Consider the following 12,751-nt stretch of genomic DNA (forward strand, 5'->3'; position numbering starts at 1 on the left):
GTCAAACTTTTAATGCAATAGGTATTATAAATCACAACTCCCTTAGCAACATTTTTTGTGACCTACACTTGGCTTTGATACGTACTAACAAGAAATTGACAATTGTAGTCCCTAACTAGTCCATCTGTAAATTTATAGAACTTAAGGTGTTTTTAGTTGATTACAGCTTGAGAACGTGTGATTTTAAAGTGAGACAACTATATTTGTCATAGTCATTCTGGAAGTCGCACAGCGCAGAATGAAATCAAGTTTGCATAAAAACAAGTTTGTACTAAAGAACGGAGATCTTTTATGACGCTACTTCGCAATAAGTTTACCAAAAGGCTGGCATTACTGCCTCTCACCGCAGGGCTAATGTCCTTTGCTGCGGTAGGAGCGGATAAGCCTAATATTTTAGTTATTTGGGGGGATGATATTGGCCAATCCAATATCAGTGCTTATACCTTCGGTGTAATGGGCTATAAAACACCCAACATTGATAGTATTGCCAAAGAGGGGATGATGTTTACCGACTATTACGGTGAACAGTCCTGTACTGCAGGGCGCTCTACCTTTATCACCGGGCAAAGTGTATTCCGTACTGGCTTATCGAAAGTAGGTATGCCTGGTGCTGATGTTGGCCTACAGGCAACTGATGCCACAATCGCCGAAATTCTTAAACCTATGGGTTACGCCACTGGCCAATTTGGTAAGAACCATCTAGGTGACAAAGATGAGTTCTTGCCTACTAATCATGGCTTCGATGAATTCTTTGGTAACCTATACCACCTCAATGCTGAAGAAGAACCAGAAAATGTTGATTACCCTAAAAATCCTGAATTTCGCAAGAAGTTCGGCCCTCGAGGCGTTATCAAGTCATCTGCTGACGGCAAGATTGAAGATACTGGGCCACTAACCAAAAAGCGCATGGAAACTGTTGATGATGAAACGGTTGCTGCCGCTATTGATTTTATGGAGCGTACGGTAAAAAGCAAAAAACCATTTTTCGTCTGGTGGAGTGGCACTCGCATGCATTTTCGTACGCATGTTAAACCTGAATTACAAGGTTCAAGTGGCCTAAGCAATTATGCTGATGGCATGATTGAGCACGACAATCACGTAGGGCAATTGCTAGATACCGTGGATAAGTTGGGTATCAAAGATAACACCATTGTATTTTACTCTACTGACAACGGTCCTCATATGAATACTTGGCCGGATGCCGGGACAACACCGTTCAGGGGCGAGAAGAATACTAACTGGGAAGGTGCTTACCGAGTACCCGCTATGGTTCGTTGGCCTGGAGAGATTGAGGCTGATTCAGTTTCAAATGAGATCATGCACCATATGGACTGGTTACCAACATTTGCAGCTGCCGCCGGGGATAGTAAAGTTAAGGACAAGCTATTAAAAGGCCATAAAGCTGGCAGCAAAAAATTTAAAAATCATCTCGATGGCTATAACTTCTTACCGTATTTAACTGGTAAAGATAACACTGGCCCACGTGAAGAAATATTCTACTTTACTGATGATGGCGACCTTGCCGCACTGCGCTTTAAAGATTGGAAGCTAGTGTTTATGGAGCAGCGCCTTACCGGTACATTAGCATTATGGGCTGAACCTTTTGTGGTGTTAAGACTCCCTAAAATCTATAACCTCAGAATGGACCCTTATGAAAATGCCGATATCACCTCAAATACCTATTGGGATTGGATGTTAGATCGAGCATTTATGCTAGTTCCAGCTCAGGTTTATGTTGGTAAATTCCTAGAGACGTTCAAGGAGTATCCGCCTAGCCAGAAAGCCGCAAGCTTTAGCTTGGATCAGGTGATGGAGAAGTTGCAGCAACCTGCAAGTAAATAGGCATCAAATCGATGAGGGGCGCATGCGCCCTTTTTCTATTTTTAAAAGGCTAACTGATGAGTCTTTTAAAAATAGAAAATGTGCATTAAGGATACTCACTGTATGGACAGCCAAGCTATATATTCACAGCTTAATGAGTTACAAGCCGCGTTAAAAGAACAAGTTCTCGGTCAAGAACATGTAGTAAAAGGTCTGGTGTTAGCTTTGCTTGCCGACGGACATGTGTTGCTCGAAGGGCTACCTGGTACGGCTAAAACTCGTTCTGTGAAAACCTTAGCCGACTTACTTAAGTTATCTCAAGGGCGAGTTCAATTTACGCCGGATTTATTGCCATCGGATGTTATTGGTTACGAAGCGTTATCGGCTTCAGAAAATAACAGAATTGATTTCAATCCTGGCCCTGTTTTTAACCATATTCTACTCGCCGATGAAATTAACCGGGCACCGCCCAAGGTTCAGTCTGCGTTACTTGAGGCGATGGAGGAGCGCCAAGTAACTATCGGTAACACCAGTCATCCAATGCAATCAGTATTTTTGGTGTTAGCGACTCAAAATCCGGTGGAACAAGAGGGGACTTATCCTTTACCCGAAGCACAGATGGATCGATTTCTGTTTAAAGTCATCATCGATTACCCTGACGATGAAACTGAACTGGCAATTATCCGCCTCACCCGGGGACAGGAAGCGAAAAATGAAAGTCGGTCAATTAACATAGAAAATGCTGAAGAGTTAGTCATTCAAGGACGGCAATTAGTTCATGAAGTGTTTATGTCTGAAAGTATTGAAAAATATATTGTTGCATTAGTGATGGGCACCCGAAAGCCTGAAAGATATCCGGACAGTGAATTACACAAATATATCAAAATAGGGGCTAGTCCCAGAGCATCAATAGCGCTGGATAAAGCATCTAGAGCACATGCCGTTCTAGCGGGGAGAGACTATGTTGACCCTGATGATGTGCGAGCTGTGGTATTGGCGGTACTGAGTCATCGGTTGATGCTGTCTTATGCTGCTGTAGCCAATGGCTTGACGGCTCAAGATGTGGTTAAAGAGCTAGTAAGTGTGACACCGGTATTATGAACAGTTGCTTGAGCTGCCTATGAATCAAGGTGATCCTAGGATCTATACCAATTTAAGTGCTTTATTAGCGCTTAGAGAGGAGAGTCGCCAGCTGTCGTTATCTCCTCGATACAGACCTGCGGGGATGCTTTCTGGTAGGCATGCATCACGCATAAAAGGTCGTGGGTTGAATTTTGAAGAGCTGAGGCAATATCAAGCGGGTGATAACATCCGCCAAATTGATTCTAGAGTCTCAGCCCGTCTTGGGAAGCCCTACGTGAGAGTCTATTCGGAAGAAACAGATAGACCTGTTCATATCATTATCGATCAGCGTTTGCCGATGTTTTTCGGCAGTCAAGTTAACACTAAGTCGGTAACCGCTGCGCATTTAGCTGCGCTGTTAGCATGGCAAGTATTTGATGCTGGTGACAGAGTAGGAGGCGTTGTATTAGCAACTAATGATTTGGTGTCAATACCTCCAAAACGCTCAAGTCATAATGTTGTACATCTGCTCGAAGCAATCGTCACTGCTAATAATGGATTACAGTTGTCATCGGTAGATAACTCAGTCGATGTTTCACAATCAATATTTTCAATGGTCAGGCCATTAATTTCGACATTAAGTAGCCAGAGCGTGATGATCTTGATAACGGATATTGAAGGGATCGAAATTGAAGAACTGGCTGAGCTTGAGGTTTTATCTCAGAAAACAAACGTATTGCTTTTTGTCATTCAAGATCCGTTAGAAGATGATTTAACCCGTGCCCATGGTTTGAGTGTATCTCATGGTGAGCAGCAGATTAATATCCAAGCGAATGCCGATAATCAACTTAAATATGAAGAGCTATACCAGCAAAGGCTAGTCAGTCTTAAAAAGGCCGTGGTTGGCAGTATATTGCCAGTAGGTATTGTAAATACCTATGAGCCCGTCATCAATCAGTTAAGTCACTTATTGATGGGAGAACCTGCATGAATCAGGTGAAGCAGTTGGTTGATATACCGTTACCAGAGCCTATCTCTTGGTGGCCTATATCTACCGGCTGGTATGTGGTGCTTATTGCCATTTTACTTGTAATTGGTTTGCTTATTGTGAGGGAAAGGCGACGTTGGGTTAAAAATCGTTACCGCAGAGTTGCTTATCGCGAGTTGGAAGCGCTGACGCTAGATAATGCGGGGGCGATGAACCAGATCCTTCGCCAGGCCGTACAGACCGGGGCTGATAACATTGTGCTTAACCATACTGGTTACTCTTGGCATCAATTACTTGTTCACAGCTGTAAGCAATCTGTATTTACTGAATCTCAGTTTAATCTATTAGAGCAGTTGAACTATCAATCTGCTCAATGCGTGGCTGTGAATTTATCAGCGAGTGACTTTGCGACGCTAAAGGGGTTATGCCTGCGTTGGGTAAAGGAGCATCATTTTGAACATTAGTCTTGAGTATCCATGGATGCTACTACTGCTCATTTTGCCCTTTATTTTTTTTAAGGTATCGCCGCCATATATGCAGCCTGCTGCCTCTATTTATCTGCCGTTTTTCTCACGTATTGTTGCCGCGACAGGACAAGCACCTACCTCTGGTAGCCAGGTAAGACAGCGCAAGCGTATTCAAGCACTAGCGCTGCTTTTGAGTTGGCTGCTGATGACTCTGTGTATTGCACGACCTGTGCTTATTGGAGAGCCAATAGTGACTAAGAAGACAGGTCGAGACATGATGATTGCAGTCGATTTGTCTCAATCTATGGAGCAAGAGGATTACTTGTTACCGCAAGCGCCGCAATCTAAGCGCGAGCAGCAATTGACGACGAGTAAAGTCTCACGTTTGGTTGCGCTTAAGTCACTACTTGCTACGTTTTCACAACAGCGAGAGGGTGACAGACTCGGTTTGATTGTGTTTGGTTCTGGTGCTTACCTGCAAGTTCCTTTTACTGAGGATGTTAGGTTATGGCAATCATTGCTAGAGCAGATGGATACGCAGATGGCTGGCCCAGCAACTGCGATTGGTGATGCTATCGGCCTCAGTATTCGTGCATTTGAGCATTCCAATACCAGCCAGCGCATTCTTTTATTGGTCACTGATGGCAGTGATACTAGCTCGAGACTCGCCCCTGTAGATGCTGCCCGAGTCGCAGCTAGCGAGGGGATTGAAATTTTCACGTTAGGGATGGGATCTATTAATACCGAGGGTGAAGATCAAGTTGATTTTAATACTCTTAACAAGATAGCGCTAATCACTCAAGGGAAGGCTTTTGAGGGAGAAAGTAGTACTGCCATCGCGCAGATATTAGCTCAAATTGACACCATAGCACCGGCGCAATACCAGCAAAATAGCTACCAACCCAGATTAGATCTTTACCCTTGGCTGCTGGGACCCATGTTAGTGATATATGTTTGTGTATGGTTGTGGCTAACTATTTCTGCGGTTGCTCGAGTCAAACGGGGGGCTTATGTTGACTAGCTTTCAGTTTTCAGAGCCTGCCTGGTTATTACTCTTTTTTCCGATAGCTATATTGATGTATGGGTTATGGCGCAACCGAGTGTCAGCTGAAGAGTTGGCAGGTGAAGGTATTATTGCTGCTCACCTCGCTAAGACCTTCTCAATGCAGAATAGCCATAAAACGGTGACAATGCCGATTATATTAACGCTAATATGTGGCTGTTTGATAGTACTATCTTTAGCGGGCCCAAGTTGGGTTAAGGCGAGTGGTGATAGCATTAAAGCCCCTTTGGTTATAGCCTTAGATTTGTCACCCTCGATGTTAGAACGCCAGCAGGATATTGAGCACTTAACCCGAGCCAAATTGGCGATTACGACCCTGTTACAGTACGGCAGTGCGCGACCTATCTCCTTGGTGGCATTTTCAGGGAGCAGTCATCAAGTATTACCACCCTCAGATCAATTTGCACTGTTAACCTTATATTTAGGTTACCTATCTCCAGAAGTGATGCCTGTAGAAGGAGATGAGATTGATACTCTGGTTAGCGTTATCAAGGCGATGCCTGAGGTTGAAGAATTTGGTTTTGACCTGCTGATATTTTCCGACGGTTTTACTGGTGGCACTGAGTTATTCCGGTTTGTTGAAAGCCTAAAAGCTCAGGTGATATTTGCGGCATTAACGACAGAAGCTGAAGCAGAGGCTAAAGAGTTTGGTTACAGTGTTATGAGCCGCGGGAGTTTGACAGAAAACCCTGATAGATTACCAGCTAAAGTCGCTAATCTAGAGCAAAGCGCATTAGCTGAATCTGGTCAAAGGGTTAATTATGGCTATTGGTTGCTCTATCCCGCTGCACTGGTTTTGTTACTGTTTTTCCGAAAAGGTTTTAGTCTTTATTGGGCAAGCGCCATTGTACTATGTGTCAGTATGCTTCCTGCTCCAGCACAGGCTAATTGGCTCGATTGGTTTTTCAGTGATAATCAACAAGCGCAGTACTATTACAATCAAGGTGATTATCAAACCGCGGCAATCCTCTTTACTGACCCACATTGGAAAGCACAGGCGTATTACCAAGCCAAAGAGTACAGCAAAGCCGCAAAAATATATCGCCAACAAAACGATTTACAAAGTTTATTTAATCTAGCGATGACATACACTCGTGGTCGGAATTACAGCAAAGCGCAGTCACTGTACCAATTATTAATTGAAATTGACCCAAACTTCCCCGGCGCCGAGCGTAATTTGCGTATTGTTAGCCAACTAATTAGAGATATTAAACAGCTTGGTGAAAGCCAGCAGGAGGAGAATCCGCCTGAGTCGATTGACCCCGATGACATGACCGACCCTGAGCTTGGCGCAGATAAACCGCAGATGGGTAAGATTACGGTTGAGATCCAACAATTATCGGTGGAGGAGTTGTTAAATAGCGAGACTAAAAAGCAGCAATGGCTCACCGATATCAGTAAAGATCCGCAGCAGTTTTTAGCTGCAAAATTTCAGGCTGAATATAACCGCTCTCAACTGCAAAGGACTTTATCGTCTGATCAAAGTTCTGAGGCGGTGACTAATGAAAAATAGAAGAGGGCATTATTTAAGTCGACTAAACAGACGTCTTGTCTTTTTATTAGGACTACTGGCTTTTTTTCAGCTTAGTGTCTTTGCTGATGAACACCAAATCAAGCAGGGAAATAAAGTAATAGCAACGAGTCAACTATTGAGCCAAGTTTCTAATGTTCACCCTGTTGTTGGTGAGCAGGTGGTGTTGCGTTTTGAGCTGCTGGTAAATGGCTTTTTTAATGGCGGCACCAAGTTCGAGTTGCCCTCCATGTCGACGGCAAGGTTGTCTCGAGCCTCTTCGTTTGCCATTAATGGCAACAAAAAGATTGCTGGGATTACATACTCCTCACAGCTTTGGGAGGTATATCTTTACCCGGAGCAACAAGGGTTAATAGAGCTGCCGAGTATCAGGTTTGATATTAAGTTTATGGATAATGTTAGCCATAAGCCGAAGGTGTTAAGTTTGCTCTCTGAGCCCAAAGTGTTCTTCGCCTATATTCCAGAGGATATCCCCAAAAATGCGCCTTTCATTGTTGCAGAGCAAGTTTCAATCGAAGAGCAATGGTCTGAGCCTAAACAAAGCTACCAAGTCGGGGATGTGATTGAGCGAAATGTCACTATTTCCGTGGTTAATTTACCCTCGATGAACATTCCACGAATTAGGGTGACAGCGCCAAAGGGAGTTAAGCTCATAGCACAAGAGGCGAAGTTGAGTGATAGCAACAATCGCGGCGAAAATATTGCAATGGTAAACCAAACATATCGCTATATCGTTAATGAAGGAGGAGATTATGCATTGGGTGGCGAGACGCTTAATTGGTGGCAGCCGAAGGATGGTTTACATCGGTTGAAGTTTGCGACCTATAGCATTGACGTAGCGGGGGCAGGGCTTTTTAACACATGGATGCTTGTGGTTATTGCTTTAGCTATCGTGTTTGTTGCATTGGTAGGGCTTAGAAAGCAGAAAATGTTTAAGCTGCCGCAAAGGGTGAGCTTAAGCCGATCACTATTGGCACGCGATTGGCGAGGGTTTATTAACTTACTCTATCAACGTGCCGATAGTGTATCCGCACCCGCACAAATTAAGCCTCATCTAACAGATAGGCAATATGTAACCGATGAATTAGTTAATAAGCAGCTAGCAATATCGAGTTTGTTTAGGTATTGCTTCGGTGGCACAACTTCTAAGGATGATGTAAAGGCTTCACCTTCTAACAAATTGTCTATAAAAAGATTGTTTAGGTATGTTGTCAGGTGATTCTTATTTACCATATATGTAAGCAAGACCATACAAATTGGCGATTACTTCAGCTTCTTTAATACAGATTTATTTTGTGCATAAAACCTCATATTGTTGCCTTTGCTAGTCTTCTGTTCTCATATCTGAAATCAATTTCCTTCAATTTAATGAGTCAATTATTTAAATAATATGATAATTGCATTTCTATTGCGAATTTATCATTTTATTGCCGCCTGATTTATGGAATCGTCATCAAGTTGTGTTTGCTTTTGTTTTTATTGGTATGACCAATTTACAAACTGCTCGCTATTTTGTTATAGATTAGTTATTGTTTTTGCCTATGATAGCGATAGCTGGCATTAAGCTCGTTTGGCTGCTATCAAAAGAAATGCATAATGTGTGAATTAATAGTGAATAAATATCTATTTTATTTCAGTGTGTTCACATCGTTAGCTAAATGGCTTCTACATGTGAGTCTTCATTTAGCGAGTTTGTTTGCACTTCGGCAATTTTATGGTTGGTGAGAGGATTAGATGGAAGCAATATCAGAACAGTTAACCGATGCGTTAGGAATAATGATCCTCGGCATGTGTTTGGTTTTTGTGTTTTTAAGTGTATTGATTTTAGCAATGAAGTTAGTTGCTAAGAAATATGCGCCAAAGCCCCAAGAAAAAACTAGCAGTGATGCTCTCCAGCCAATTGCAAGCAAACCTGCAGTGAGCCCTTTAATGGCTGCTGTTATTGCATCAGCAATTCATCAACACCGTCAAAAAGCATAATAAAAGTAGGGAGTTTACCATGAGCAAGCCACTGGCTTTAACCGATGTCGTCTTAAGAGATGCTCACCAATCAATACTCGCTACTCGATTGCGTACCGAAGATATGTTACCTATTGCGCCATTGCTCGATAAAGTTGGCTTTTGGTCGCTTGAGTCATGGGGTGGTGCAACGTTTGATTCCTGTATTCGTTACCTTGGTGAAGATCCTTGGGAACGTATTCGAGAACTAAAAAAAGTGATGCCTAACACGCCTCAGCAGATGCTACTTCGAGGGCAAAACCTTTTAGGCTATCGTCATTATGCGGATGATTTAGTCAACCGATTTGTAGAACGTGCTCACACCAACGGTGTCGATGTGTTCCGTATATTCGATGCAATGAATGATGTGCGAAATCTTGAAACTGCGGTTAAGTCTGTGGTTGAAGTTGGCGCTCATGCACAAGGGACACTGTCTTACACTACCAGTCCTGTACATACGACAGCGACTTGGATTGATATGGCTAAGCGCATAGAAGATATGGGCTGTCACTCTTTGTGCATTAAAGATATGGCAGGGCTCTTAAAGCCATTTGAGGCTTATGAGATGATAAGCCAAATCAAATCTCAAACTAATCTAATCGTTTCTCTTCATTGTCACGCGACTACAGGGCTTAGCACTGCAACTTATCAAAAAGCGATTGAAGCAGGTATTGATGTTCTCGACACTGCTATCTCTTCTATGAGTCAAACCTATGGGCACAGCGCCACTGAAACCGTGGTCGCTATGGTTGAAGGCACTGATAGAGCCACCGGTTATGATATGGAATTGCTGGAAGAGATCGCTGCTTATTTCAGAGTAGTACGTAAAAAATATGCAGCATTTGAGGGTGAGCTGAAAGGAATTGATTCACGAATACTTCGCGCACAAGTGCCTGGTGGCATGTTAACTAACATGGAAAGCCAGCTCAAAGAGCAAGGCGCGGCAGATAAGTTAGATTTGGTGTTGGAAGAGATCCCACGTGTTCGTGAAGATTTAGGTTTTCTGCCACTGGTCACACCCACCTCGCAAATTGTAGGTACCCAGTCTGTCATCAATGTTTTAACGGGTGAGCGTTATAAGTCGATGACAAAAGAGACTGAAGGTGTACTAAAAGGCGAGTACGGTGCGACACCAGCCCCAGTCAATAGTGAGCTTCAACAGCGCGTGCTTGCTGGAGCCGAAGCGATTACATGTCGACCAGCTGATCTTTTAGAAGCAGAACTTGACAGGTTGCGAGTTGAGCTTGCTGAAAAGGCCACTGCAGAGGCTATCACACTGTCAACTGAGCTCGATGATGATGTATTAACCTATGCATTATTCCCGCAGATTGGTTTGAAGTTCCTTAGTAACCGCAATAATCCTGATGCATTTGAGCCTAAACCAGAAGTTGCAGCTAAAGCACTTGAGGAAGCTAAAAAGGCTGAGGTTGCCAGTGCAAGCAAATCGGGTCCTGAAACTTACACGGTAACAGTGCAAGGGCAGCGCTTTGTGGTTGAGGTCGCTGAAGGTGGCGATATTAGTGAAATTACCCCCGCAGAGAATGTGGTGCCTTTTGCAACGCCTGCACCAGCTGCAGCTGTTGACACCTCAGTGGTAAAGCTTGAACAAAATGCACCGTTATCAGGTAACATTTTTAAAGTACATGTGTCTCCAGGTGATAGTGTCAAAGAGGGGGACGTGGTTATTATTCTCGAAGCGATGAAGATGGAAACGGAAGTAAGAGCTGAGGCCGATGGTGTGATCTCTCAGGTTTGGGTTAAAGAGGGTGATTCGGTCGCTGTTGGTAGTCAACTGCTAGCCTTAGCTTAGGAGTCTTCATGGAAGGATTATTAGCTTTTTGGTCAGAGTCTGGCATTGCCAACTTTACGCTAGGCCAAATATTTATGATGGGCGTTGGCTGCTTGTTGCTGTTCTTAGCCATTGCTAAGGGATTTGAACCATTACTATTGCTACCTATTGGCTTTGGTGCCATTTTGGCCAACATTCCCAATGCTGGTTTTACTGACGAAGGTGGGCTGCTCTATTTTGCTTATCATGTTGGTATTGAGACGGGGATCTTCCCGCTACTTATCTTTATGGGAGTCGGTGCACTAACCGATTTTGGTGCGCTGATCGCTAACCCTAAAATGTTGTTATTGGGCGCAGCGGCGCAATTTGGCATTTTTGCCACGCTGCTTGGTGCAATCGGCCTAAACCTAATTCCAGGTTTTGAGTTCTCGATGCAGGATGCGGCCGCGATTGCGATTATCGGCGGTGCCGATGGGCCCACGGCGATATTTTTGGCGTCCAAGCTGGCGCCTGATCTACTGGGGGCTATTGCGGTTGCTGCATACTCTTATATGGCGCTGGTACCGCTTATTCAGCCGCCAATTATGAAGCTGCTAACGACAGAGTCTGAACGTCAAATTAAGATGGAGCAGTTACGAGAAGTCAGCAAAAAGGAGAAGATCATTTTCCCGCTGATGGTGCTTGGGCTCACCATTCTCTTCTTGCCGGCAGCAACCCCGCTGGTGGGTATGTTCTGTCTCGGTAACTTGATGCGTGAATCTGGCGTGGTTGATAGACTATCGAGCACGGCGCAAAACGAGCTGATTAATATTGTGACTATCTTCTTAGGCCTTGCGGTTGGATCTAAGTTATCAGCAGATAAGTTCTTGCAAGTCGAAACTCTTGGTATTTTGGTATTGGGCGCTGTAGCGTTTGGTATCGGCACGGCGACAGGAGTGTTAATGGCTAAGCTTATGAGCAAGCTGTCGGGTGGTAAGATCAACCCGCTACTTGGCGCAGCAGGGGTGTCTGCAGTGCCAATGGCTGCACGAGTCGTGAACAAAGTGGGGCTAGAAGCGAATAACCAAAACTTCCTCCTTATGCACGCGATGGGGCCTAATGTGGCTGGTGTATTAGGTAGCGCTGTTGCCGCTGGTGTATTGCTTGCAGTGCTTGGCTAATAAATGTTTGCCTAAAAATATCAAATATATTTATGAGCTAAATCAATCCCGTACTTTTTAAGTACGGGATTTTTTTTGCGTAAATTAAAAACGCTGCTGCGGATGTTATCTCGTTTGTATTGATATGTTAGCGTGCAAATTGGACATGAATTGGCTGAAGTCTACTTAAGCGAATATGTAATGCTACCGTCTTTAGTGAAGTTAGGCTGAAAGTGGGTAGATGAATGACCGTAGCGCCTTGCCTAAATGGTTAGGCGCATTTTACCGCAATTATAGGGGCTACCAGCTACGAATATTCTGGTCGGCAGTAAGCCAAAGTAAGAAACCTAAGGCGAATATAATCGTTAAACTAATACCGACGATATAGAGAAAGCCTTTTCTTCCTTGTTTTAGTGGCACACCGTTGTAGTTGAGAAATAGTGCCCATGCGAGAGAGAGTAGCAGTGGAAGAAAAAACAGCTTTGCCATACTTAACATCCTCAATATTAGTCGCGTAGCGATATGATTTTAAAGTATATACCCAAGCTACATGAAAGTGCAGGCTTCAGTAGGAATTTTATCGAATATAGATAGGGGCTAGAGAGTGTTAATTCTGCTCTAGTTTAATGAAATAAGCCTTAACAATATCAGATAACTCGGTATGCCTTGATTAAAATGGACGATAAGCCAGTATTTAGAGGGATTTTGCGCGAAATAAAAAGGCCGCAATAGCGGTAATGCCGATCATTTAGCATGAAAATGATCGGTTGACTGATCTACTCAGTCGTTCAGAATCCGAGTTCTGTTTCAGAATCCGGATTTTTTATGCTCGTCTCACAAGCCCTAGATATCATCAATCAGGTAAAACCTAACCAAGTAGAAACCCTAGCTGA

The 12,751-nt window shown here is 43.7% G+C and carries 11 protein-coding genes; 10 read left to right on the forward strand and 1 reads right to left on the reverse strand.

The window, feature by feature from the left end; genetic code table 11:
• The first annotated feature begins 291 nt into the window (after positions 1 to 291).
• The 10 genes from AB4238_RS08860 to AB4238_RS08905 all read left to right on the forward strand — a co-directional run bounded on the left by AB4238_RS08860 (position 292) and on the right by AB4238_RS08905 (position 11,879).
• The gene (locus tag AB4238_RS08860) at positions 292 to 1,842 is read left to right on the forward strand and encodes an arylsulfatase (RefSeq protein WP_372033004.1); all 1,551 of its coding nucleotides are present in this window, start codon (positions 292 to 294) and stop codon (positions 1,840 to 1,842) included.
• 102 nt (positions 1,843 to 1,944) lie between these two features.
• The gene (locus AB4238_RS08865; protein WP_372033007.1) at positions 1,945 to 2,922 is read left to right on the forward strand and encodes an AAA family ATPase; all 978 of its coding nucleotides are present in this window, start codon (positions 1,945 to 1,947) and stop codon (positions 2,920 to 2,922) included.
• 19 nt (positions 2,923 to 2,941) lie between these two features.
• On the forward strand, positions 2,942 to 3,874 hold the full coding sequence (locus AB4238_RS08870; RefSeq protein ID WP_372033009.1) for a DUF58 domain-containing protein: 933 nt from the start codon (positions 2,942 to 2,944) through the stop codon (positions 3,872 to 3,874).
• A complete protein-coding gene (locus AB4238_RS08875; RefSeq protein WP_372033011.1) occupies positions 3,871 to 4,335 on the forward strand; it encodes a DUF4381 domain-containing protein in 465 nt (154 codons plus the stop codon). The genes AB4238_RS08870 and AB4238_RS08875 overlap by 4 nt, the downstream gene beginning before the upstream one ends.
• Positions 4,325 to 5,359 (forward strand): VWA domain-containing protein, encoded by a 1,035-nt coding sequence (locus tag AB4238_RS08880; RefSeq protein ID WP_372033014.1) that lies wholly within the window; start codon positions 4,325 to 4,327, stop codon positions 5,357 to 5,359. The genes AB4238_RS08875 and AB4238_RS08880 overlap by 11 nt, the downstream gene beginning before the upstream one ends.
• Complete coding sequence (locus AB4238_RS08885; protein ID WP_372033017.1) at positions 5,349 to 6,914, forward strand: hypothetical protein; 1,566 nt, start codon at positions 5,349 to 5,351, stop codon at positions 6,912 to 6,914. Before AB4238_RS08880 ends, AB4238_RS08885 begins: the two co-directional genes overlap by 11 nt.
• Positions 6,904 to 8,151, forward strand: coding sequence for a hypothetical protein (locus tag AB4238_RS08890; protein ID WP_372033019.1), 1,248 nt, complete (start codon positions 6,904 to 6,906; stop codon positions 8,149 to 8,151). The genes AB4238_RS08885 and AB4238_RS08890 overlap by 11 nt, the downstream gene beginning before the upstream one ends.
• Before the next feature lie 515 nt (positions 8,152 to 8,666).
• Entirely contained in the window at positions 8,667 to 8,912 is a 246-nt protein-coding gene (locus AB4238_RS08895) for an OadG family protein (RefSeq protein WP_372033021.1), read from the forward strand.
• Positions 8,913 to 8,931: 19 nt separating this feature from the next.
• A complete protein-coding gene (gene oadA, locus AB4238_RS08900; RefSeq protein ID WP_372033022.1) occupies positions 8,932 to 10,740 on the forward strand; it encodes a sodium-extruding oxaloacetate decarboxylase subunit alpha in 1,809 nt (602 codons plus the stop codon).
• Between the two features lie 8 nt (positions 10,741 to 10,748).
• Positions 10,749 to 11,879 carry a sodium ion-translocating decarboxylase subunit beta gene (locus AB4238_RS08905; protein WP_372033024.1) on the forward strand — a complete coding sequence of 377 codons (1,131 nt, stop codon included), beginning with the start codon at positions 10,749 to 10,751 and terminating at the stop codon, positions 11,877 to 11,879.
• A gap of 279 nt (positions 11,880 to 12,158) precedes the next feature.
• Here AB4238_RS08905 and AB4238_RS08910 read toward each other — a convergent pair whose 3' ends face one another.
• Positions 12,159 to 12,347 (reverse strand): hypothetical protein, encoded by a 189-nt coding sequence (locus AB4238_RS08910; RefSeq protein ID WP_371993226.1) that lies wholly within the window; start codon positions 12,345 to 12,347, stop codon positions 12,159 to 12,161.
• Positions 12,348 to 12,751: the final 404 nt, after the last annotated feature.

Source organism: Shewanella sp. 10N.286.45.A1 (assembly GCF_041470405.1).
Classification (GTDB): Bacteria; Pseudomonadota; Gammaproteobacteria; order Enterobacterales; family Shewanellaceae; genus Shewanella.

Bases quoted from the DNA above. Each gene is read 5' to 3' on its own strand.
- AB4238_RS08905 (WP_372033024.1), top strand. From the start codon at position 10,749: ATGGAAGGATTATTAGCTTTTTGGTCAGAGTCTGGCATTGCCAACTTT.
- AB4238_RS08885 (WP_372033017.1), top strand. From the start codon at position 5,349: ATGTTGACTAGCTTTCAGTTTTCAGAGCCTGCCTGGTTATTACTCTTT.
- AB4238_RS08865 (WP_372033007.1), top strand. From the start codon at position 1,945: ATGGACAGCCAAGCTATATATTCACAGCTTAATGAGTTACAAGCCGCG.
- AB4238_RS08895 (WP_372033021.1), top strand. From the start codon at position 8,667: ATGGAAGCAATATCAGAACAGTTAACCGATGCGTTAGGAATAATGATC.
- AB4238_RS08910 (WP_371993226.1), bottom strand. From the start codon at position 12,347: ATGGCAAAGCTGTTTTTTCTTCCACTGCTACTCTCTCTCGCATGGGCA.
- oadA (WP_372033022.1), top strand. From the start codon at position 8,932: ATGAGCAAGCCACTGGCTTTAACCGATGTCGTCTTAAGAGATGCTCAC.
- AB4238_RS08860 (WP_372033004.1), top strand. From the start codon at position 292: ATGACGCTACTTCGCAATAAGTTTACCAAAAGGCTGGCATTACTGCCT.
- AB4238_RS08870 (WP_372033009.1), top strand. From the start codon at position 2,942: ATGAATCAAGGTGATCCTAGGATCTATACCAATTTAAGTGCTTTATTA.
- AB4238_RS08890 (WP_372033019.1), top strand. From the start codon at position 6,904: ATGAAAAATAGAAGAGGGCATTATTTAAGTCGACTAAACAGACGTCTT.
- AB4238_RS08875 (WP_372033011.1), top strand. From the start codon at position 3,871: ATGAATCAGGTGAAGCAGTTGGTTGATATACCGTTACCAGAGCCTATC.